Genomic DNA, 21,489 nt, shown 5'->3' on the forward strand with positions numbered 1-21,489 from the left:
CGAGCCCCAGCGAGGGGCCGTATGGAGGGGCAAGCCCTTTTGGTTACTTTTACGGCGTTTGGTAAAAGTGACTCGCCGTAAGGGCGAAACCCTAAGTGGCCGTGACCGCAGCAACGGATATGTACCCCGCCCCGCTGGCCGCAAACGCCAGCAAAGGCATCCACCCAGACGCTCGCCTCACGACCCCCTTCGCCGGCAAGCCGGCTCCTACACAGCGGCTACAGGTTGCAGTTGGCGTTTGCGCTGCATCAGGTAGTAAGCGCCATAGCACAGAACGATAAAACCCGAACCCCAGTACAGCGACGGCCGTTGGGTTTCGTCGAGGGCCAGGAACACAAACAACGAGCTGCACAGCACGATGCACAGCAATGGCACCAGGGGAAACCAGGGCGCGCGGTACTTGAGCTGCTCCAGTTGCCCACCCTCGCGCAAGAACTGGCGACGGAAGCGGTACTGGGCCAGGGCGATGACGATCCAGGTCACAGTGCCGGCCATGCCACTCACAGCCATCAGCACCATGAACAGGGTGTCAGCAGCGATAAAGCTGGTCATCAGCGAGATCAGGGCAAAGCACAGGGTGATGGCCAAAGCCCGCAGGGGCACACCTTGCTTGCTCAGGGGCGACAGGGCCTTGGGCGCCATGCCGGATTTGGACATGGCCCAGAGGATGCGCGTGGAAGCATACAAACCGGAGTTGCCCACCGAAAGAATCGCCGTGAGGATCACGAAGTTCATCAGGTCGGCGGCGTAGGGAATGCCCACCATGTCGAACACCTGGACAAAGGGGCTTTCCACCAGCCCGGCTTGCTGCCAGGGAATGATCGCGGCCAGCACCATCACCGCCAGGACGTAGAAGATCAGCACGCGAAACACCACGTTGCGCACGGCCCGCGGAATGCTTTTTTCCGGCTGGTCGGTTTCGCCGGCGGCCACGCCCATGATCTCGCAGCCCTGGAAGGCATAGACCACGGTCATCATCACCGCGAACACCGCCGGCAGGCCGTTGGGGAACAGGGAGTCGCCCTTGAGGTTGTCGAACACCGGTGCCGGGGCGCCGTTGGGCAGGTCGATGACGCCGAAGATCACCAGCGCGCCGACCACGATAAAGCTCAGGATCGCCAGCACCTTGACCCCGGCGAACCAGTATTCGGCCTCGCCAAAGGCGCGGGTGGCCAGGGCGTTGATGCCGAACAGCAAGGCCACGAACAGCGCCGACCAGTACCAGATCGGCACGCCAGGGAACCAGCGCTGCATCAGCATGCCGGCCGCGGTGAATTCCAGGCCCACGGTGGTGGCCCAGCTCATCCAGTAGACCCAGCCGATCATGAAGCCGGTGGCCGGGCCAATGTACTTGGTGGCGTGGGCCTGGAACGAGCCGGACACCGGCATCTGCACCGACAGCTCGCCGAGGCAGACCATCACCAGGTACATCAGGAACCCGGCCACCAGGTAAGAGAGGATCGCCCCCCAGGGGCCGCCCTGGTTGATGGTGACCCCGGAGCCCATGAACAGCCCGGTGCCGATCACCCCGCCCAGGGACAGCATGAAAATGTGCCGGCTCTTCAAGGAGCGGGTCAGGTGGATGCCTTTACGTTCTGTGGTGGTTGTCATGGCGCACCTCAGCAGTCGGTAAGGCGCGGGGCGCGGAGCAAAGGGGTGTGGCGGAAGGCGGAAGCAGCTTGCAGGCAGTTCATTATTATTATCTCCAATAAGCTTCGAAGGCCGCGGCGGGCGCGGCTCAAGCGATTATTGGAAAGCCATGTAAGTTCGGATTGAACGCCAGGATCGAAGATGTAAAAAGTCGTAAGGTTTTTGTACGTCAGGCCGCCAACAGCTGTTGCAGCAAGGCCCGGGACTGCTGCCAGGACGCTTGCAAATTCGCCCCCAAGGCCGCCAGCGCCGGACGATCGGCCTGCTCTGCCGCACCTTCCAACTCCCGCAGCACTCGGGCCAGGGCACAGAAGCCCAGGGAATCGGCGCTGCCCGCCAGGCGATGGGCCAGGTGCAGGACTTCGGTGCAGTCCTCGGCGGCCAGGGCATCGCTCAACAGGGGCTGTTGCTGATCCAGGGCATCGGCCAGCACTTGAAGCAGGCCCTGCAACTTCTGTTCGCCCAACAGGCTGCGATGGGTGTCCAGCACGCTCTGGTCGAGCAAGCCCTCCTCAGTGTCGGCCTGCGGCACCTGCACCTGCCCGGCCAACACTTGCCGCAGGCTGGCCAGCTGCAACGGCTTGCCGAGAATGCCCTGCATCCCGGCTTGCAGATAACCACGCACCACGGACGGCTGGACGCTGGCGGTCAGGGCGACAATGCGTACCTGCCGGTTGGGCCCGGGACGCTGGCGGATCTCGCGGCACAGCTCGACTCCGCTGATGCCCGGCAAGTGCACATCCAGCAGCAACAGGTCGAAGGCTTGCCGCTGACACAGGGCCAAGGCGCTTTCACCGTCTTGCGCCAGCCACACCTGATGGCCGTCACGCTCAAGCAGTCCGCTGGCCACTTCGCGATTCAGGGCCACGTCTTCCACCACCAGGATTTTCAACCCCTGCGTCGGCAACTCAAGCGCGGCCACCGACAAGGGCTCCTGGCCGATGCCCAACGCCAGCTCGAACCAGAAACAACTGCCCTGCCCCAGCTCGCTGTCCACACCGATGCGTCCGTCCAGTTGCTGCAGCAGGTGCTTGCAGATGGCCAAGCCCAGGCCGGTGCCGCCATAGCGCCGGGTCACCTCGTCACTGGCCTGGACGAAACGCTCGAAGATCTTCTCGCGCATCGACGCAGCAATGCCGATGCCGTTGTCGCGCACGCAGCAACGCAGGCGCTGGCCCTCGGCGGTGCTGTCGAGCACCTGCACCTCGACCCGCACCCAGCCGTCTTCGGTAAAACGAATGGCGTTGGCCAGCAGGTTGCTCAGCACCTGGCGCAGGTACTGCTCGGCGCCCTGCTGACGCGGCGCCAGTTGTTCGTCGATGTGCAGTTCCAGGCGGGTGCGGTTGGCCTCGGCCCGGGGCTGCAACAGGGTGGTGACTTCTTCCAGCAACTGACGCAGGGAGAAGTCCCGCAGTTCCGGGCGGCTTTCGCCCTCTTCCAAGCGGGCAAAGGACAGCACTTCGTTGAGGATGCTCAGCAGGCCCTCCCCGGCCTGATGCAAGGCCTGCAAACGCTGGCGGTCCTGCTGCTCCAGCGGCGCCTGGCGCAGCAGTTCGGCCATGCCGAGGATGCCGTTCAACGGGGTGCGCAGTTCATGGCTCATGGTCGCCAGAAAGCGCGACTTGGCCAGGTTGGCGGCTTCGGCCTCGTCCTTGGCGTGCATCAGGCTGGCGGTGCGGCGCTGGACCATTTTCTGCAATTCGTCGCGCTTGTCCTGCAAGGCCAATCGGTCGGCTTCGCGGCGCTGCACATCGTCGAGCACCGCCCGGCGCATGTCGTCCAGGGCCCGGGCTACGGTGTCGATCTCGTCGCCGCCGGGGCGCTGGCGCTTGTCCAGGTGCAGGGGCTCGCGCAGCTCGCCGGCGGCCACGCGCCGGGCGAAGTCGGCCATCACTTGCAGGTGCCGGGTCACCAGGCGGTAGAACAGCCCGGACAGGGCCACCGCCAGCCCGCAGAGAAACACGCTCATCCACAACAGGCTGGCCAGCCCGGTGGCGTACAGGCGCCGATACACCGCCCCCAGATCGGTGCTGACCTGCAACTCGCCCAACTGGCGCAAGGGCCCGGACGGCGGCTGGTAGCTCAAGGGAAAACGCTCCACCCGCAACGGCCCGATCAGCTCGGCGCTGCCCTGCTGCAAGTCGAAGTCATTGCTGATCAAGTGCACCCGGGCCACGTCGGAAAAGTCCACCAGCCCCTGCAACTGCACGGTCAGCTGCTCCTGGTTGAGGTCCCACAGGTTGCGTTCCAGGCTGCCCAGGTAACCGGCGCGGATCAGCTCCATGCGGCTGTCGATCTCGCGCATTTCCCGGCGGTATTCGAAGTACAGCTGCACGCTGCTGGCGAGCACGGTGAAGCACAGGCTGAACAGCAGGATAAACAGCAGCAGGCGGCGCAACAGGCCGCCGGAACGCAGGGGGATCATGGCGCTGCCTCCCGTTGCGCCTTGAGCATGGCGCGGTAGTCGTCCTGGCTTTGCGCCAGCCAGCGCTGCACCGCGCCGCTGTCCACCTGCTGCTGCAACCGCGCATCGATCTCGGCCATGCGCGGCGCCAGGGGCGAGTGGCGCGACACCGCCAGGCGCAGGTAGTCGACGCTCACCGCCTGGGGCAAGGCGACTATGTCCTCGGCTCCCGGCAACTGCTCGATAAACAGCTGCCCGGTGCGGCGTTCATGGGGGATGAAATCGATGCGCTGGCGAATCAGCTTGCCGAAGTTCTGCTGGCTGCTGGAGACCCATTCGATGTTGCCGTGCTGCACCACTTCGCGGTCGAAATCCTGGCCGTAGCTCTCGCCGAACAGCAGGCCGCCGCGATAGGCCCGCAAGTCCTGCAAGTGCGCAAAGCGCGGCAGGCTGCGGCGGTTGACGAACAGCGCGACTTCTTCGCGCAGCACCGGCACCTGGGAAAACAGCAGGTCCTGCTGGCGCTGGCTGGTGCTGTAGGCCAGCACCACATCCACCCGGCCCGCGGCGGCGTCCAGCAGGCAGCGCTTCCAGTTGCCCAGCACCACCACCTGCACCTGATAACCCAGGTCCCCCAGCACCTGACGCACCAGGGTCGGCGCCAGCCCGCGCACCTGCTGGCCGTCGCTCCAGGAAATCGGCGGGTACACCGGGTAGTCGCAATAACGCAGCACGGGCCGGGGTTCAGCGAACGTCGGGCCGGCCAGGAGGATCAAGCACAGGCTCAGGCACAGCACCCGCGCGCGGCGCAGCAATTCAGGCGGCCACGCTGGCGGTGAACAGGTAACCGGCACCGTGGATGGTGATGATCAGCTCCGGCTCAGCCGGGTCGTCGTGCAGCTTGCGCCGCAGGCGGCCCACCAGCACGTCGATGGAGCGGTCGCTGGGCACCCATTCGCGGTTGCGGATCTGGTCCATCAACTGGTCGCGGCTCAGGGTGTGGCCGCTGTTGCGCAGGAACACGCTGAGCAGTTGGTATTCGCCGTGGGTCAGCAGGGTTTCAGCGCCCCCGGCATCGATCAGCCGACGGCGGTCGGTGTCCAGGGCCCAGTCGGCGAACTGCTTGACCGGGCTCGGGCTCGACGCCTGGGGTTGCGGCTGGCGCGCATGACGCACCCGGCGCACCAGGTTCTTGGCCCGGGACACCAGCTCGCGAGGATTGAGGGGTTTGATCACGTAGTCGTCGGCGCCGCATTCCAGGCCGACGATGCGGTCGATGTCGTCGTTGCGCCCGGTGATCAGGATGATCCCCACTTCCGAACGCACCCGCAGTTCCCGGGTCAGGGTCAGGCCGTCCTTGCCCGGCAGGCGGATGTCCAGCATCAGCAGGTCCACCGTGTGCTGGCCGAGAAAGCTCTCCGCCTGCTCCGCGGTGGCGGCGCAATGCACGTCGTAGCCTTCCTGAGAGAGATAAGCCTGGAGCAGTTCGCGAATCAGCGGATCGTCGTCGACGATCAAAACCCGAGGAGTCATCGCCTGTTTCCTGATTATTTTTATTGGAAAAGGAACCCTGTGCGCAGCAGCCTAGCCATTACTGAACAACCGATCAACAGCCCTATGTCGGCCTGATGAAGCCGCGCCCCTGGCTGGCCAGCAGGCCCTCGACCCAGGCTTCGCAGATCTGCACGCCCTGCTGCGGGCTGAAGGTCCCGGGGTTGAGCCCGGACTCCAGCCACAGGCCGTCGAGCAAGGCGCTGAGGCTGATGGCCGCCAGATCAGCGTCGAACTGTGCCCAGCCCTGCTCTGCGGCCAAGCGGGTCAGCAGGCTGGCCAGCTCGTTGCGGTATTCGCCGTAGGAATGCTCATGGGCCAGGTTGATCGCCTCGGCGGTCTTCACCGCGCCCCAGAACGCCAGCCAGGCGTCCAGCAGCTTGGGGTCCAGCAGTTCGGCGCAGAACGAGGCGCGAAAGAACGCCGACAGCCGTTGCCGAGGAGTGGGCGCGGCCTGCTCCATGGCTTCACGCAGCAGGCTCATGACCCGTCCGGTGATCGCGCGATAGGCCTCGGCCACCAGCTCGTCCTTGCCGGAATAGTGATGGCTGATCAGCCCCACCGAGACCCCGGCCTCGGCGGAAATCTTGCGGATCGACGCGCCCTGGAAACCGTGGAGCTTGAGGCAGGTCAGCGTCGCCTCGATCAGCTCGGCCTTGCGCAGGTCGGGTTCCAGGCGGGAAAAGCGCGCTTCCTGGCTCATGGGGCGGGTTCCTTGGACAGTGGCGGGAAGTTGAAACTGAACGACTGTACAACAGGCCTTCCGTGGCTATCCAGCGTTTGTGTGGCCGCCCGAGCCGTACCGCTTCCTGTAGCCGCTGCCGAAGGCTGCGAACGGGCTGGGCGGCATTCCGTCGCAGGGACGCAACGATCTTCAAGGCGACACAGGTTCGGCTGGAGATCGTCAAGCAAGGCCCTGCGGGCCTTTTCGCAGCTTCGCCAGGGCTCAGCAGCGGCTACACATGACAAAGCCGGGAGCACCGTGACAAAAACAACAAACGGCGCGGTCCCTGTAGCCGCTGCCGAAGGCTGCGCACGGCCCGCAGGGACGCAAAGATCTTGAAGACGACACAGGTTCGGCTGGAGATCGTCAAGCAAGGCCCTGCGGGCCTTTTCGCAGCCTCGCCATGGCTCGGCAGCGGCTACAGGTTGATACAAACCCACGTGTGGTCAGGCGCGGTAGTCGGGGGCGATGCGCTCCAGCAGGCGCAGCAACGCCGCCCAGGCCAGTTGCATGGCGTCCGGGTCGTTGAGTTCGCCTTCCTGCAGCGGCCGGCCCGGGTCGTTGAATTGGCGTTCGGTGTGGGCACAGACTGCGTCCGGCGGTAGCACGATCTCCCCTGCTGCCTGGGCCGCCAGTTGGATCTCGCAGGCTTTCTCCAGGTAGTACATGCGCAAAAACGCCTGGCTCACGGTTTCGCCCACGGTGAGCAAGCCATGGTTGCGCAGCATCAGCACGCTCTTGTCGCCCAGGTCGGCCACCAGCCGTTGCTGCTCGCCCAGGTCCAGGGCCACGCCTTCGTAATCGTGGTAGGCCACGCGGCCATAGAACTCCATGGAAATCTGGTTCACCGGCAGCAAGCCGCATTTGAGCGCCGCCACCGCGCAACCGGCCTTGGTGTGGGTGTGCAGCACGCATTGGGCGTCTTCGCGGGCGCCATGAATCGCGCTGTGGATCACGAAACCCGCCGGGTTCACCGGGTACGGTGACGGCTCCACCGCCTCGCCGTTGAGGTCGATCTTCACCAGGTTGGAGGCGGTGATTTCCTCGAACATCAGGCCGTAGGGGTTGATCAGGAAATGATGCTCGGGCCCGGGCAGGCGCACCGAGATATGGGTAAAGATCAGGTCGGTCATGCGAAAGTGCGCGATCAACCGGTAGCAGGCCGCCAGCTCTTCGCGCAGGCGCTGTTCGGTGGCGCTGCGCTCGGCGTTGGCGTAGGGGCTGGGAGCGATATTGTTCATTGTTGGAGTCCTCCAGGCGGGTGGGCGGGCAAACCAGGTCGGTAAACGGGGCCGGCAAACAATAGGACCGGACGCCCGCAGGCGTCCAGCCCGTTGCGCTTACTTGCTGGCCCAGGCGTTGAAGCGCTCTTCCAGCTCTTCGCCATGATCGACCCAGAACTCCACGTTCATCGCCAGGGCGTCCTTGAGGTTCTGTTCCGAGGTCGGCACCCACTGCGCCAGCGCCGGGTCGAGCTTGGCCGCGGCCAGGGTGTTGGTGGGGCCATAGGGAATCTGCTTGACGTAGTCGACCTGGACCTCGGGTCGGTTGGCGAAGGCGATGAAACGCTTGGCCTGATCCACGTGTTTCGAGCCCTTGATGATCGCCCAGTAATCCATGCCATACAGGCTGCCGGGCCAGACCACCGCCTGGGAGGCGCCGCCCTGGGCCGCCACGGCGATACGCCCGCTGTAGCTGGAGGTCATCACCACATCACCGGCGGCCAGCCACTGCCCCGGCTGGGCTCCGGCTTCCCACCACTGGATGTAGGGCTTGAGCTCGGTCAACTTGGCGAAGGCCCGCTCCACCCCTTGCGGCGTGGCCAGGACCTTGTACACGTCCTCGACCTTGACCCCGTCGGCCATCAAGGCGAATTCCAGGTTGTACACCGCGCGCTTGCGCAGGCCGCGCTTACCGGGGAACTGCTTGACGTCCCAGAAATCCGCCCAGGACGCCGGGGCCTTGGCCAGCTTGTTGCGGTCGTAGGCAATGGCCACGCTCCACACCAGCACCGCCGAGCCGCAGGGCTGGGCGGCGTCGGCAATCAGCTGGTCGGCACGGCCCAGAGTCTTCCAGTCCAGGGGCTCGTACATGCCCTCCTCGCAGCCGCGCATCAGGTCCGGGCCTTCGATCTGCACCAGGTCCCAATCGACGTTGCCGGTGTCGACCATGACCTTGATGCGGGCCATTTCGCCGTTGTATTCGCTCTGGATCAGCTTGCTGCCATCGGCCTTGCTGAAGGGTTGGAACAACGCCACGTCCTGGGCTTTTTGTCCGGCTCCGCCGTACGCCACGACCACCATGTCGGGGGCTGCCTGGGCCTTGTTCTGAATCAGCGGCTGGCCCAGGGTCAAACCCAAGGCCAGGCTCAGGGCCAGGAAAGAACAACCGTGCTTGCGGGTGAGCGCTTTCATCTGTGAATCCTCGTCGCGGTGCCACACCGGCAGGCGCCGGCACGGCCCTTTTTTATTGTTGTGAGGTTCGCGCCAAAAGCGGGCGCAGGTCGAAGCTACTGCAAGCCTTAGTAAAAAAACAAGTTGATTTTTTACTGTCGGTAAATTTTGATAGGCCAACAATAACAACGCCAAGGCTGTGCTCCCCTGCCCTTGGCCCGCCTGGAGTCACCGCAATGACCAGCGCCTTCCCGCACCTGTTCGCACCCTTGCAGATCCGTGGCAAACGCCTGAAGAACCGCATCATGTCCAGCGGCCACGACACCTCGATGCCCACCGACAACCTGGTCAACGAACAGCTGATTGCCTACCACCGCGCCCGGGCCGAAGGCGGCGTCGGCCTGATCGTGTTGCAGGTGGCCGGGGTCCACGACAGTGCGCGCTACACCAGCCACGTGCTGATGGCCACCGACGACGCCTGCATCGACGGCTACCGGCGCCTGGCCGAAACCTGCCACGCCCACGGCACCGTGGTGCTGTCGCAGATCTTCCACCCGGGGCGGGAAATCATGGAGTCCGCCGACGGCCTGCTCGCCGTGGCCTACGCCCCTTCGGCGGTGCCCAACGAACGCTTCCGGGTCATGCCACGGGCCCTGGACCAGGACATGATCGACGAGATCATCCAGGGCTACGCCGACGCCGCCCGGCGCCTGCATCAGGCCGGGCTGGACGGCGTGGAACTGGTGGCCAGCCACGGCTACCTGCCGGCACAGTTCATCAACCCGCGGGTCAACCGCCGCACCGACGGCTACAACGGCGAACTGGAGCAGCGCCTGCGCTTTATCCGGGAAATCCTCGACGCCATGCGCGCCAGCACCGATGCCGAGTTCATCATCGGCCTGCGCATTTCCGCCGATGAACGCGACCCCGAAGGCCTCACCGAAGACGAATCCCTGGCCGCCGTGCAATTGCTGCAAGGGCAACTGGACTACGTGCACATCGTCGCCGGCACCTCGGCCTCCCTCGGCGGCGCCGTGCACATAGTCCCGCCCATGGCGGTGGAAGCGGCTTATCTGGCCCGGGAAGCCGGCACCTTCAAGGCCAAGCTGTCGATCCCGCTGTTCCTCACCGGGCGCATCAACCAGCCCCAGGAAGCCGAAGCGATCATCGCCAAGGGCCAGGCCGATGTGTGCGGCATGACCCGCGCGCTGATCTGCGACCCGCAGATGCCCAACAAGAGCGACAGCGGCCGAGCCGAGGACGTGCGCGCCTGCATCGCCTGCAACCAGGCGTGCATCGGCCACTTCCACAAGGGCTTGCCGATCTCCTGCATCCAGCACCCGGAAACCGGCCGCGAACTGCTCTACGGCCAGCCCAAGCCCAGCGCCCGCGGCAAACGCATTATGGTGGTGGGCGGCGGCCCGGCCGGGATGAAAGCCGCTGCGGTGGCCGCCCAACGCGGCCACCGCGTGACCCTCTACGAAGCCAGCGCGCAACTGGGCGGCCAGATCCAACTGGCGCAACTGCTGCCCCGGCGCAGCGAATTCGGCGGCGCCAGCACCAACCTGCAACGGGAAATGCAACTGGCCGGTGTCGAAGTGGTGCGCAACACCCGAGTCGACCGCGCCCTGATCGAGCGGGAAAACCCCGACCACGTGATCATCGCCACCGGCGCCCAGCCCTACTGGCCGAACTTCGAACGCGGCGGCGACCTGCAAGTGGTGGACGCCTGGCAAGTACTGCGGGACGAAGTGCAACTGGGCCGCAGCGTAGTGGTGGCCGACTGGCGCTGCGACTGGATCGGCCCCGGCATCGCCGAGCGCCTGGTCCGCGCCGGGCACCAAGTGCAACTGGCAGTCAACGGCACCCACTGCGGCGAAAGCCTGCCGCTGTACGTGCGCGACCAACTGGCCGGCGAACTGCACAAACTGGCGGTCCCGATCATTCCCTACGCCCGCCTCTACGGCTGCGACGACAGCACCGTCTACCTGCAACACACCGCCAGCGGCGAACCCATGCTGCTGGAAAACGTCGACAGCCTCGTCCTGTGCCAAGGCCACCAATCCGTGGACGACCTCGGCCAACAACTCAAAGGCCTGGTGCCCTTCCAACGCATCGGCGACTGCCTGGCACCGCGCACCGTGGAAGAAGCCATCCACGAAGGCTTGAAAGTCGCCTGGGCGCTTTGAGGCTGCTTTATACTCCAGGGCTTTTGCAGGACGGGCGCCCGGACGCGCCCGTCTTCCAGGCCTGGAGCCCGCCATGAACCAAAGCAGCAAGACGCCGCCCGTGAGCACCCCGCCCGAGCCCGGCAGCGACAACCAGGCCCCTGGCGGCCCACAGTTTCTTGGCACCCGCATCCGCGGCCTGCGCAAACGCCGCGGCCTGACCCTGAGCGAACTGGCCCAGCAGAGCGAACTCACCGCCGGCTACATCAGCCAACTGGAACGCAACCTCGCCTACCCCTCCATCCCCGCCCTGTTCAACATCGCCCGCAGCCTGGGCGTGACCATCCAATGGTTCTTCGCCAGCGAAACCCAGACGGCACCTGAAGACCAAGGCTATGTGGTACGCAAGAAACAGCGGCTGCAGGTGAATTATGAGAACGGGATTATCGATCAACTGCTGACCCCGCAACCGACCCGGCAGCTGGAGTTTCTGCACTCACGGTTTCCGCCGGGGACGTACAGCAAGGAGAGTTACAGCCATGAGGGAGAAGAAGCCGGGTATGTGCTGTCGGGGAGCTTTGAGCTGTGGGTGGGTGAGCGGTATTTTCAGTTGAGTGAGGGGGATAGTTTTAGTTTCTCCAGCCAGGAACCGCATAAGTATGGGAATCCTGGGGAGGAGGATGCGGTGGTGTTGTGGGTGATAACGCCGCCGACGTTTTGAGGGGCTTATCGTATTGGGAGGAATAAAAGTCTTTGGACTAGACTACTAGCAGCGCATAAAAACAGGACCGAACACTTAACTAACAATAAGGCCCAACCCTTATTAGAACGATGAAAGCATTAAAACTAATAGCTTGACAAACAACAACGCCGCCCATATTGGCACGGCGCCAAGCGAAAACTTACCACATCACAAATATCAAACCTAAGAACACCACTACCGTAAAAAAAAACAAAGAAACCAAGTTAATTTGTTGCTAAGAGTACAGGGCCTTCCGCCGAAGGTGCTTCAGCTATCGAAATAGCATCTTCCACGTACGAGATAGACAAAGAAGCAGGCTTGAATAAGGTTGAAATTAGTTTATCTAGTGGTCGCTCCTCGTCAGGAGTAAGTTTTAGAAACCCAAAGAAAGGGGCTGTAGCTAAGCGATCGTAAACGTTGAACGGTCCGCCATGGTAGCCTTGCTCATGATTAAATGTTTTGGGTATAAGTGCATATACCAGTTTTACCGCATGCGAATCGATTTGCAGATCTTTACTTACCCCTTTTAGCTTCAAGTAATACTTATCAATAATCGCTGGCAAATGCCGTTCTTTTGTCTGACTTTCTGTCGAATACTTCGCGTCAAAAATATAGTACGCTGGATAGTTATCACCACCATCCTGTCTTATCACAAAATCCGGAGTAAAGAACGGATTAGAAACGCCTTTTGCATGATATGTATCGACAAGCTCACCAGACTTCGAAAGCTCACTATAAGCCCAAATTGTAGGCTCATAAAAAAGTTCTAGAGTCTTCTCACTAGACTCAAATTTATAATAATTCGTAATTTTATCTTGCGCATGCGGAGCCGGCCGCCCTCGCATGCCAAGTTTTCTATCTGCTTCGTTAGCTCCGACAGCTGTCAGCTGATAGCCCATATCGACAAACTTATCGACAATTTTATACAAACAAAAAAATTCATATAGCTTGTCAAGTGACTTCAATCCAAAAAGGTAATTACTTCCACTCCATGCCGGCTGCCCAAGCTTGTACCAACTATCAATAAGTCGAAATGACCTCTCATAATGAGTATAACGTTTAGCCTGAGGAGTCAGTATAGGAACAACCGTGCCACGAATAGTACATGGCAGGTGTTTTTTAAAGAAGGCAATAAGCTCATTACATTGCTGCAACAGCATCCTAGCCTCCCTAAAACGCCGTTCCATCAGTGGCGCCTCAACTTTTTTAAGAATACTATCAAAAGTATAATAATCCTTATAAGGCGTATGCGTTTGATACTTCCTCTTAAAATCAGGAACAGCGCCCAGAAAACCTTTCAAATTAAGCAAAAAGCTATGAATGACTTGATTTTCAAACAAATTAGTATCAACCCTCAATACACTCCTCTGTATTTGATCGATTGAGTAGTGACGATTATTTATAATAACCTTAGACGCATCAGGCGAAACAGGATAAATCTGATCAAGATGCTGAAACAGCCAGGATATATCTTTATCTGTTATATGCGTAGTATCTTCGTAATTACTAACCCTTAGTGTCTCTACGGACCTTTTGCAGGGCTGAGTTGCAAAGCGATGACGGTTCGCATTCAACAACTCAATTATTCTGCGAGAAAAATCGATTTTGGTGAGTGTATCCGTAGTTTCACCAGCTTTAGAATCCGATCCAATATGTGTCTTCGAAAAACACAGATGCGTTACATCTTTCATTTTCAATGAAAGATATTCCAGTATTTTTTCCGCCTGCTCTTTGTTTATTTTCGTTGCATAAACATCAATTGGCGTAACACGCATCAAATCATGGCCGTTAGAAAAGGATACGGCTATAGACGTCACTCCAAAATGATTGGATAAATACCGACCAAATTCCACAGTATGCTCTGTAAGTTCGCCATTTTGATATGGTCGATTTAGCAAAATACTATGATCTTGTATAAAAACCTTAGGTTCTCCAAGAGCATTCGGACAACTGACTCGAAAAGAAATCGAGTCAGTTTCTCGAATAGCAGGGATCTCCGTAAAGGTCTCTTGAAGGCAATACGCCTGGATCCCTTCATGACTTTGAACTAACAATGATATTTCGATCATGGCAACCACAACTCAATGCGAGAAGTAGCTAAAGGAATTCATATCAATACGTCCGGCTTCATGCATTCGGCGTAGCAGCCCGTGGCTTATTTTGAAGTCGTCTTGATCAAGAAGATCAATTAATTTTTCGATCCTTAACGCGTAACCATCTCCACTACCTTGAATTAAAGGTAGTACATGTTGACTAAGAGCATAGTCCAAAGCGCGCATATTTGAACTTGAGCGCATGAGAGGATGAGCTACTAAACAGTAGCGTTCTATAGCATTTTCTTTCCGCTTTGAGATAACGCACCGTTTACCCCAAGCAATATTGTCGTCCATGAGAATATTTTTCACTTCTTGTAAGAACGCCATCTGATGTGCAATCGCCTCTCGTTCATCCTCTAGTGGAAGCGACTGATCAATATCGAACATCTGATGTAATGTGCTATGACTAATTGGGAGATCAATCCCCTCAACATCAATATCCTGAAGTTCTTCTTCATAACGTTCATTAATTGGCTGAAGGGTGATAATAGGCGCTCGATCAATCAATCGAGGGCTAAGTGGCTCAGTGGTTAGGTCATTATTTATAGTACCAATAAAACGAAGAGAATTTGGAACTTGCATAGGTGCTTCTGAATCATTAACACGTAAAACCTTATCAGACTCAATATCGGCCATACCCATAAACGGTGCCCAATAGTGCTCAATCGCAGATAAATTTGCTTCATCCAAAAGCACCCACAGCGGTGCAGCCATCTCACACTTCTCGTGCTGACAAGACTTTATGTACTGATAGAAACCCGTAGGCGCAGGTATCATGCGACTGGATAGCGGATTAAAATAACCAATAAGATCACGTTGACTAGTCCACCCTCTACCGACAGAAATATTGAGCATTCGAGTAGATAGTTGCTTCGCTTCCGCGAGTATTTTTACAAGCGAAGTCTTACCAACCCCTGGCAACCCCGATAGAATCACTATAAAGCTTTGTTGAATTGAGATCAGAAGATTAGCAATGAAATCCTTCGCATAATAGCGTCCCTTCGATGCAAGTTGCCGCCGAAGCTCATCGATATAACGACTTCTTTCGGCCAACAGAAAATCAGAATTTATTTCACGAGCACTCGCATGAGGAAGAGTCTTAAGCAACTCTTCTACAGGATGTGTCATACCTGAAATTGCTTCCACATATGGTCTAAGAGTAAAAAGTTTCTTGCGAAGTTCTTCATCGCGCTGCTTCAGCTCATCTTCCATGAGATCTTTGCTTTGTTTTGCCATATCACTTTGTTCTTGATAGACCTTCAACCGAGCATTCGCCGATGTAATTTCACTTTTTAGTGCAGCTAGATCCTTATAGGGATCAGCCTCTTCCTTCAGCAACTTAAGTTCATTTTTTGCTTTAGTTATTTCTGCCTCAAGCTCACTGCGCTCTTTATTTCGAGCCTCATCAACAAATATTCGTTGCTGTGCTTTAAATGTCGCATTTTGCTGTTCAAGCTTTTCAGTAGCATTCTGATTTTCAGCTTCGAGACTCTTTTGCAGCTTTGTCAATTTATCCACTTTCAAAGAAAGCGCGGCAAACTCCTCTGTCAGCTTATCCTCTTTTTCCGCTCTAAATTTTCTTAAATAGATTTCCTCTCTAGACTCAACATGCTTACTCAATAACTCCTGGCCAGCCGAGGTCTGCAGATAGTCATGAAGCGCACTTTCAAGAGACTCTAATTTCTCTGATGTTGTAGTAGCTAATGCAAAAAAACGATTCAACTGCTCAATAGCATTACTTGGGATATTTTTGGTTTTACTAAGCGCAGCCCTAAACATAATTTGTTCATTTTTTGTAAACGACTTGAAGGCAACTTTTTTTACCAGTTCGCTCCCAAGCTTTACAATTTCTTCATCGGACGCAAAGTCCACATAGTCGCACGACTGCTGTTCAAACATCTCAGCTCGCAGCAAGAACGAATATCTATCGCCTCTAATATCGTAATGAGCCACTCCTGGCTCAATATCTTCATAACGATACTTACGTATACTCCCAGTTACATTCTTACCTGGAAATGGACCTTCCACAGATAATAACTTTACAACTGTACTCCCATTACTATCACTTTCCGAAGCTGTTTGAAATGGCCCATAAAGCGAGTCACCATTTTTTATAAGAATCAGGGGTGTGAAAGGCGGCGCATCTGTATAAACAATTTTATCATTTGGAGAAGGAAGTGTAGTACTTAGTATTTGCAGCGCAGCTTTTCTTGGAAGCCTAGACTCCACTTTTGTGGCCGTAGTTACATAACGACAGTCGCCTTCCTTCCACTCTTGAGTTGTAGGTATCGCCTCAATCTGAAACAACTCCCCTGCTTCAAACTTTGTATCTATATCATGATAGTTACTAGTTACAAAAACCTGACAAGTTTCACAAAAAAATTCTTTCTCATTTACTAGGTAAAGCTCGCCATTAATCTGTTCAAACACCACATCTAAAAAACCAAGATTTGATGGCGCATCCGCGTTGTAAATGGCTCGATACTTTTTCCCAAAAAGAATTCTTTTGCTAGAGCTATCCATGTTTCTCTCATTTAGTTATCAGTGACGGTCTTGGCACAACACCAGGGAAAACCTACCCTCCTAATGCAAGACTGTCCAGAAAATTGATATCAAAAGGCTATTCGGCTTTGTCCATCTTCCCCTTCAATTTGCTGACTGCGTATCTGATTCAGCTTGAAACGTACCTAATCCAGTGGCACCTAAAAATAGCCGGAGATGGGGGAAATCTCGCTTGACGACAAGCACTTGTTTTGAGCCCCATACGAAGCAGACTTAAGGGGCCGTGCCCAACTGTAACAACCTCAAAAGCCAGAAAAGCCGTCTATTGCCAGCAATAAACGGCTCATTTATCTACGTCGTGCAATGACGCCTTAGCTCAAAATCGCTCCTAACCCAACCCCACATCATCAATCACCGCCTTCCCCATCTCCGCAAAAAAATACGCAGCCCACGCATACCGCTCCCCCTGCTCATCCATAGCCGCATCCAGCGCAAGTTTCTTGGCGTAGTACAACAGCGTCGAAGCCTGCTCCAACGCCTGCTGCAAAGGCACATCCGCATTGACGCGAAACAACGTTAGTTCAGGATCGGCACATTGGCCAAAGGTGACAAAACCTTGGGTTTTGATTGAGTTTGAATGGCTCATCGTGCACCTCCCGCCAAGGTCTGGCAGCAGAGGCTTTTGAGCGGAGGAAGGCGAAAGGAACAGCAGCAAATTTCACACAGATTACCGGCAGACATGATTGAAACTCCCTGATCAAAAATGTGCCTGTATCTGATCGGGTTCTCAGGCCCGGTCGCTGATTTTGCAGCGACCGCAGCAGACTAGGCGGTCTGCTCAGGGTCCGGCAACCGCTAAACCGTAGCCGGTTATGTCGCTCGGATTAGCGAGCCGTTATGCTTTCCCCCACCCCGGATAAGGACATCTGCCCCCTCATGATCGACCGCGAACAGCTCCATCAAAACGGTTACCTGTTACTGCGTCAGGCGGTGCCCGCCGACTGGCTGGATGAGCTGCGGACCACCTTCGAGGCGGGGGTGATTGCGCCCGAGCAATGGCCGGTGCCTAGGGGCCACGATTGGCGTCATGCGCTGGTGGATCTGGATCCACGGGTGCAGGCGGTGTGTCGCTTGCCGGCGCTGTTGGCGGTGGCCGGGGAGTTGATCGGGGAAGGCTTTTTTCTGGCTCAGGTGGAGGGCCGCGAGCCGTTGGCGGGGGGCGGTCATCAGGTGTTGCACCGGGATCTGTCGGATCAGCGCCTCGGTGACCGGGTCACGGCGCTGGTCTATCTCGATGACTATGGGCCGGCCAATGGCGCGACGCGCATCGTGCCCGGCAGTCATCGCCCCGGGGAGCGGTTGGCGCCCTTTGATTTCAGTGATGAATCCCGAGTGGTGCAGTTGGCGGGGAATGCGGGGGACGTGCTGCTGTTCGATGCCGATCTGGTGCATGGGGCCAGCCTCAACCCCAGTGGTGCGTGCCGTCGCAGCTTGCTGATCAGTTATTGCGCCCTGGGGCTGTATGAGTCCCATCTGCAGACGCTGGGCCTGCGTGCTATCCGCATGGACACCAGCGAGCGCTTCGAGCCGGCGGATTTTGTCTGAGTGGGCTCGGGCGCGAGGTGTGCGTCAGCCGCAGCGTGGCGCTCATTCAGTCGGCCAGGCGGCCGGCCAAACGTTGCAGTGCCTGGGCCAGTTCCAGGGCCTGTTCTGCCGTCAGTTCCACGGGGTCGTTGTACGGGCTGATGGCCTTGAGATGAATGGCACTGCCCTGCTCTATCCATAGGCGCACGGCGCCCTCGCTGCTCTCGAAATAATCCGTTGTGCGGTCAATCGGCATGCTCATTCACCTTGTACGTGGGCGGTGGCCAGTTCCAGCAGGCGGGTGAAGTCGGCGATGGCGAAATACAGGTCATCGCGGGTGTCGCCGTCCCAGTCTTCGACGGCTTCCCTGTCTGCGTTGAGTGAGGCGATGCGGGTTTTGATCTCGGCAATTTCCGCCGCGCCGCACTGAGTGGCGATGGCCTCCCAGCGTTCCTGGGGGATGTTTTGCTGGACCGAAAGCCCGGCTTGGGCTTGGGCGATCAGTGCGGTGAGTTGGCTCATGGGGTATTCATCCTGAAAATGCAGCCTTTGAATCGGGGCGCGGTCGCGGGCTGGAATGTGCAGAGGCGCAGCGTGTGCGTCAGGCGCTTTGAGGCGGGTCACTTTATCGGTAAGCGTCTGGGCAACACACCTTTCTGACCCCGACGCCAAAGGCGATGGTGTACACCTCAATTTATGTGGACACCCTCTCTAGCCTTTTAAGCGGGTCTTTCCATGCAGCCACAACGCCGTTCCTATTCCAAATCCTTCAAATGCGCCCAGCCCGGCGCTTCGATTGCCAGCGTCGCGCAGAAGCACAGTATGCGTCTGGCCGTCCCATCCTGATGGCATTGTCAAGGCATGAACAACCTTCAGAGAGCTGTGGGGCACCTCAATTGGCTCTGTAGAATATGGTGCATTGGGTGGAGGGAATTTTTAACATGCTTTTACTTTTAAGTCTTCGTGACGTTATCGAAGCCCTTGCGACCTGTGATAGCAATAACGATGTATGCAGCCGCTATTCATGGGTCTATGTCAAGGACGGAGCACCGCTGATCGAAGCTCGCTTTTACCTCTCTTCGCCCGAGGAAGAATCGAATAGCGTACCCGGCGAGAACGGTGAGCAAATGCCGGCCTTTGCCGTAGCACACGGCCTTTCGTATTGCCTTGAAGCTGCCGACTTTGTAGATGTACTGAGCGTACAGAAGCGTCAGCAGCCGCTCTCACAACTTGAGGACTATGCCGCTGCGCTTGAACACTACGTCGAGCGAGACGCCTTTCTAGATCGGGGTGAGTTCCACAGTGGTCGGTGCGTGGATCAACAGCCGTTGCCAGGCATTTCACGCGACTTTTTTCCCGAATACGATCTTCAGCTGGATACGTGTCCGGCTGATCGCATCCGCGATGCTGCGCGCGTCATCGCTCAATTGCTGCACATAAGTGTGGCTGATGCTCTCGCGCGTTGCAGGAGGCTGCCGGTGATTCTAGGGGAACGCACCGACTCACAGGGGCGCGTGCGGATTGAGACACAATTCATTGCTCTTTCGTTGCCGCTGCAAATAACGACACACTGGCCGCTTGCCTGGCTTCCCGGAGTTGATCCGTAAGAAGTCGATGAACGCGCACCGCCACTGCCCATGCGTTGCCAGGGTAAACCCAACACCAAGGCCTGAAGTTGCTCGGAATTCAACTCGAGTTCAGGGCCTTGGCGAATGCCTGGCCAGTGGAACTTGCCTTGGTTCAATCGGCGAGCAGCCAGCCAGATGCCAAACCCATCATGCACCAGCACTTTCATGCGATTGGCGCGGCGGTTAGCAAACAGATAAGCACAGTGCGGTTGCGCCGCACCGAACACGGCAACCACCCGGGCCAGCGCAGTTTCAGTTCCGGCGCGCATGTCCATGGGCTCGATAGCCGGGCAATGCTGACCGGCTATGAGCGGATAGAGAACCTCAACGGCTCGCTTTCAGCGTTTCAAGCATCGCCTCGGCGGCCAGGCTGTGGACTTTGCGGGTCGGGTGCCATTCATCCCAGTAGTAATGGGCATCCGGATCCGCACACACGGGTTTGACGTCCGGGTAGGTGGCTTGGCACGGGGTATCCAGATCCTTCAGGCGCGCCACCTCGGGGGCCGCGCGAAGCGCGTTGCTGAAGGCCAGGTGGTCGAAGTAGCCAATGCTCACGTGATGGGCGTTAGCCAGTGTTGTCAGCACGGCGGGCAGTTTTTGTTCGAGTATCTGCTGGTATTGCGTTGCGTTCTTGACTTGATTGCCCTGCACCACAGCCGGCACATGGCTCAAATCCGTGGTCCCCACCACCATCAGGTGCTTCGCCCCTGCGGCGATCAGCGTCTCGGTGCTCTTCTGTATGTTCGCCACGCTGTTCTGGCCAAGCACGTCGATCGTTTCTGGGTGCGCGAAGTCGGCCCATTCAAAAAAGTCGTTGGCTGAGATGAAAATGAAATACAGCGCATCCGGATCCGCCTTGTGTGTTTTAGCGGCCTTCAGGTGATCGGCGATTTGCCCGAAAACCCCAGTGTCGCGAGAGGGCTGCATCCAGGCGTAGTAGTTGCCGTTGCCGCTTTTGGCGCCGCCAATGGCGTAGTCGGTCAAGGGGATTTTCAAGGCCTGCGCCAAGTGCTCGACCGCGGTGGGACCATTGCTCCAGCGTCCCTGCCAATACAGCGAACCGGGCAGCTCCTGTGCATCTTTGACCTTCTGCGCGGCCATGGTTCGGGTGAAGGTTTCACCCGCGCCATTGTCAGAGTAGCTGTCACCGAACGCATAGAGATGATCGTAGCCAGGGCCGCCAAAGGCGGTTGCGGCAGTCATGGTCAATAGAGCGGCCAAGCAAGCGCGTCGAATCATTGAAAGTCTCCCGGGTGGTGCTCTTAGACTACCGGTGGCGACGTTTTGCCTTGCCACGCTTGCGACCTGTATTTAGCCGAGGGCGCAAAGAGTGTGCTGTTCGCGACAGGTCGGTGGCGAATGAGTCCTGCGTGTGCGCCGTTTTTTTATCCCGCCTGTTGCCTTGGGTGCTTGGCAGCGCCGCACGGGTCGGCTTCAATAACCGCCCTTTTTCATGTTCAGGAGCTAGAAGGATGCAGCTTTATTACCGTTGGGCGGCCGCATGGGTCATGGCGTGGGTACTGGGAGTCGGGCTGGCCCAGGCCGAGGAACGGCCACAGGTGGCGGACAAGATCCTGGCCTACACCGGGCCGCACGGGGTGAAGGTCTGGACCTTGCGCATCGGTGAGCGCAGCGCCAATCAGGCGCTGGTGCAGGTGGAAGACGCCGACCACGACTGGAACATGCGCATTCAGAAAATGAACGTGGAGCAAACCGACCGCGACACCCGTTACTTCACTCAGGTGGACGGGCAGAAGTTCGTGGTGCTGCTGCTTCAGGAAGGCTATGGCGAGCTGCATCTGCCGGGTGAGGCCAAGCCGCTGAAGGTGGGTTATGACAGCAACCTGTCCAGCTATGGCGATGCCCAGGCGTTTCTCAATGAGTACCTCAAGGCCCAGTAAGGGGTTGGGCGGGCGCTGTGGGTACAGCGCCCGCTGATTCAAGGGCGGTCGCGGCCTGATGGCGGCGACCGCGTTGCTGGGAATGCTTCACTTGGGAGGTGGCGTTTTTGGGGCTGCTTCGCAGCCTAGCGGGAGCAAGCTCCCTC

The 21,489-nt window shown here is 58.2% G+C and carries 18 protein-coding genes and 1 pseudogene; 5 read left to right on the plus strand and 14 right to left on the minus strand.

Annotated features, from left to right (window positions below):
• Positions 1–207: 207 nt before the first annotated feature.
• The 7 genes from GWQ44_RS26390 to GWQ44_RS26420 form a co-directional block, all read right to left on the minus strand.
• Positions 208–1,611 carry an amino acid permease gene (locus GWQ44_RS26390; RefSeq protein WP_275928626.1) on the minus strand — a complete coding sequence of 468 codons (1,404 nt, stop codon included), beginning with the start codon at positions 1,609–1,611 and terminating at the stop codon, positions 208–210.
• A gap of 208 nt (positions 1,612–1,819) precedes the next feature.
• Positions 1,820–4,075, minus strand: coding sequence for an ATP-binding protein (locus tag GWQ44_RS26395; protein ID WP_275928627.1), 2,256 nt, complete (start codon positions 4,073–4,075; stop codon positions 1,820–1,822).
• Entirely contained in the window at positions 4,072–4,869 is a 798-nt protein-coding gene (locus GWQ44_RS26400) for a transporter substrate-binding domain-containing protein (protein ID WP_275928628.1), read from the minus strand. The genes GWQ44_RS26395 and GWQ44_RS26400 overlap by 4 nt, the downstream gene beginning before the upstream one ends.
• 1 nt (position 4,870) lies before the next feature.
• Entirely contained in the window at positions 4,871–5,587 is a 717-nt protein-coding gene (locus GWQ44_RS26405; protein WP_047304616.1) for a response regulator, read from the minus strand.
• 82 nt (positions 5,588–5,669) lie between these two features.
• Positions 5,670–6,308, minus strand: coding sequence for a transcriptional regulator BetI (betI, locus tag GWQ44_RS26410; protein WP_275928629.1), 639 nt, complete (start codon positions 6,306–6,308; stop codon positions 5,670–5,672).
• Between the two features lie 467 nt (positions 6,309–6,775).
• Positions 6,776–7,570, minus strand: a complete 795-nt coding sequence (locus tag GWQ44_RS26415) for a class II aldolase/adducin family protein (RefSeq protein ID WP_275928630.1) — start codon at positions 7,568–7,570, stop codon at positions 6,776–6,778.
• A 99-nt stretch (positions 7,571–7,669) separates the two neighbouring features.
• Complete coding sequence (locus GWQ44_RS26420) at positions 7,670–8,743, minus strand: ABC transporter substrate-binding protein (RefSeq protein ID WP_275928631.1); 1,074 nt, start codon at positions 8,741–8,743, stop codon at positions 7,670–7,672.
• 215 nt (positions 8,744–8,958) lie between these two features.
• On the opposite strand from GWQ44_RS26420, the gene GWQ44_RS26425 reads away from it, so the two are divergent.
• Entirely contained in the window at positions 8,959–10,911 is a 1,953-nt protein-coding gene (locus GWQ44_RS26425) for an FAD-dependent oxidoreductase (RefSeq protein ID WP_275928632.1), read from the plus strand.
• Positions 10,912–10,984: 73 nt separating this feature from the next.
• Positions 10,985–11,611, plus strand: coding sequence for a cupin domain-containing protein (locus tag GWQ44_RS26430; protein ID WP_275928633.1), 627 nt, complete (start codon positions 10,985–10,987; stop codon positions 11,609–11,611).
• A gap of 245 nt (positions 11,612–11,856) precedes the next feature.
• Here the strand turns inward: GWQ44_RS26430 and GWQ44_RS26435 are convergent, their stop codons facing one another.
• The 3 genes from GWQ44_RS26435 to GWQ44_RS26445 all read right to left on the minus strand — a co-directional run bounded on the left by GWQ44_RS26435 (position 11,857) and on the right by GWQ44_RS26445 (position 16,876).
• Positions 11,857–13,701 carry a DUF2357 domain-containing protein gene (locus GWQ44_RS26435; protein ID WP_275928634.1) on the minus strand — a complete coding sequence of 615 codons (1,845 nt, stop codon included), beginning with the start codon at positions 13,699–13,701 and terminating at the stop codon, positions 11,857–11,859.
• A gap of 12 nt (positions 13,702–13,713) precedes the next feature.
• Positions 13,714–16,251: a hypothetical protein gene (locus GWQ44_RS26440; RefSeq protein WP_275928635.1), complete on the minus strand. Its 2,538-nt coding sequence runs from the start codon at positions 16,249–16,251 to the stop codon at positions 13,714–13,716.
• A 367-nt stretch (positions 16,252–16,618) separates the two neighbouring features.
• The gene (locus GWQ44_RS26445; protein ID WP_275928636.1) at positions 16,619–16,876 is read right to left on the minus strand and encodes a DUF3077 domain-containing protein; all 258 of its coding nucleotides are present in this window, start codon (positions 16,874–16,876) and stop codon (positions 16,619–16,621) included.
• Between the two features lie 290 nt (positions 16,877–17,166).
• On the opposite strand from GWQ44_RS26445, the gene GWQ44_RS26450 reads away from it, so the two are divergent.
• Entirely contained in the window at positions 17,167–17,835 is a 669-nt protein-coding gene (locus GWQ44_RS26450; protein ID WP_275928711.1) for a phytanoyl-CoA dioxygenase family protein, read from the plus strand.
• A gap of 46 nt (positions 17,836–17,881) precedes the next feature.
• Here the strand turns inward: GWQ44_RS26450 and GWQ44_RS26455 are convergent, their stop codons facing one another.
• A complete protein-coding gene (locus GWQ44_RS26455) occupies positions 17,882–18,070 on the minus strand; it encodes a hypothetical protein (RefSeq protein WP_275928637.1) in 189 nt (62 codons plus the stop codon).
• Positions 18,071–18,072: 2 nt separating this feature from the next.
• Complete coding sequence (locus GWQ44_RS26460) at positions 18,073–18,336, minus strand: hypothetical protein (protein ID WP_275928638.1); 264 nt, start codon at positions 18,334–18,336, stop codon at positions 18,073–18,075.
• A gap of 419 nt (positions 18,337–18,755) precedes the next feature.
• On the opposite strand from GWQ44_RS26460, the gene GWQ44_RS26465 reads away from it, so the two are divergent.
• Positions 18,756–19,421 (plus strand): hypothetical protein, encoded by a 666-nt coding sequence (locus tag GWQ44_RS26465; RefSeq protein WP_246882624.1) that lies wholly within the window; start codon positions 18,756–18,758, stop codon positions 19,419–19,421.
• Positions 19,422–19,462: 41 nt separating this feature from the next.
• Here the strand turns inward: GWQ44_RS26465 and tnpB are convergent.
• Together tnpB and GWQ44_RS26475 are read right to left on the minus strand one after the other, a co-directional pair.
• Positions 19,463–19,717 (minus strand): annotated as a pseudogene (gene tnpB, locus GWQ44_RS26470) (IS66 family insertion sequence element accessory protein TnpB); the annotation flags it as partial.
• Between the two features lie 49 nt (positions 19,718–19,766).
• Positions 19,767–20,681, minus strand: a complete 915-nt coding sequence (locus GWQ44_RS26475) for an SGNH/GDSL hydrolase family protein (RefSeq protein WP_275928639.1) — start codon at positions 20,679–20,681, stop codon at positions 19,767–19,769.
• Between the two features lie 233 nt (positions 20,682–20,914).
• Between GWQ44_RS26475 and GWQ44_RS26480 the strand changes: the two genes are divergently transcribed.
• The gene (locus GWQ44_RS26480) at positions 20,915–21,343 is read left to right on the plus strand and encodes a hypothetical protein (RefSeq protein ID WP_275928640.1); all 429 of its coding nucleotides are present in this window, start codon (positions 20,915–20,917) and stop codon (positions 21,341–21,343) included.
• Positions 21,344–21,489 lie beyond the last annotated feature (146 nt).

The organism is Pseudomonas sp. 3MA1 (assembly GCF_029237275.1).
GTDB lineage: Bacteria > Pseudomonadota > Gammaproteobacteria > Pseudomonadales > Pseudomonadaceae > Aquipseudomonas > Aquipseudomonas fluorescens_AP.

Coding starts and splice junctions, on each gene's coding strand:
- GWQ44_RS26390 (WP_275928626.1), bottom strand. CDS start 1,611: ATGACAACCACCACAGAACGTAAAGGCATCCACCTGACCCGCTCCTTG.
- GWQ44_RS26395 (WP_275928627.1), bottom strand. CDS start 4,075: ATGATCCCCCTGCGTTCCGGCGGCCTGTTGCGCCGCCTGCTGCTGTTT.
- GWQ44_RS26405 (WP_047304616.1), bottom strand. CDS start 5,587: ATGACTCCTCGGGTTTTGATCGTCGACGACGATCCGCTGATTCGCGAA.
- betI (WP_275928629.1), bottom strand. CDS start 6,308: ATGAGCCAGGAAGCGCGCTTTTCCCGCCTGGAACCCGACCTGCGCAAG.
- GWQ44_RS26415 (WP_275928630.1), bottom strand. CDS start 7,570: ATGAACAATATCGCTCCCAGCCCCTACGCCAACGCCGAGCGCAGCGCC.
- GWQ44_RS26420 (WP_275928631.1), bottom strand. CDS start 8,743: ATGAAAGCGCTCACCCGCAAGCACGGTTGTTCTTTCCTGGCCCTGAGC.
- GWQ44_RS26425 (WP_275928632.1), top strand. CDS start 8,959: ATGACCAGCGCCTTCCCGCACCTGTTCGCACCCTTGCAGATCCGTGGC.
- GWQ44_RS26430 (WP_275928633.1), top strand. CDS start 10,985: ATGAACCAAAGCAGCAAGACGCCGCCCGTGAGCACCCCGCCCGAGCCC.
- GWQ44_RS26435 (WP_275928634.1), bottom strand. CDS start 13,701: ATGATCGAAATATCATTGTTAGTTCAAAGTCATGAAGGGATCCAGGCG.
- GWQ44_RS26440 (WP_275928635.1), bottom strand. CDS start 16,251: ATGGATAGCTCTAGCAAAAGAATTCTTTTTGGGAAAAAGTATCGAGCC.
- GWQ44_RS26445 (WP_275928636.1), bottom strand. CDS start 16,876: ATGAGCCATTCAAACTCAATCAAAACCCAAGGTTTTGTCACCTTTGGC.
- GWQ44_RS26450 (WP_275928711.1), top strand. CDS start 17,167: ATGATCGACCGCGAACAGCTCCATCAAAACGGTTACCTGTTACTGCGT.
- GWQ44_RS26455 (WP_275928637.1), bottom strand. CDS start 18,070: ATGCCGATTGACCGCACAACGGATTATTTCGAGAGCAGCGAGGGCGCC.
- GWQ44_RS26460 (WP_275928638.1), bottom strand. CDS start 18,336: ATGAGCCAACTCACCGCACTGATCGCCCAAGCCCAAGCCGGGCTTTCG.
- GWQ44_RS26465 (WP_246882624.1), top strand. CDS start 18,756: ATGCTTTTACTTTTAAGTCTTCGTGACGTTATCGAAGCCCTTGCGACC.
- GWQ44_RS26475 (WP_275928639.1), bottom strand. CDS start 20,681: ATGATTCGACGCGCTTGCTTGGCCGCTCTATTGACCATGACTGCCGCA.
- GWQ44_RS26480 (WP_275928640.1), top strand. CDS start 20,915: ATGCAGCTTTATTACCGTTGGGCGGCCGCATGGGTCATGGCGTGGGTA.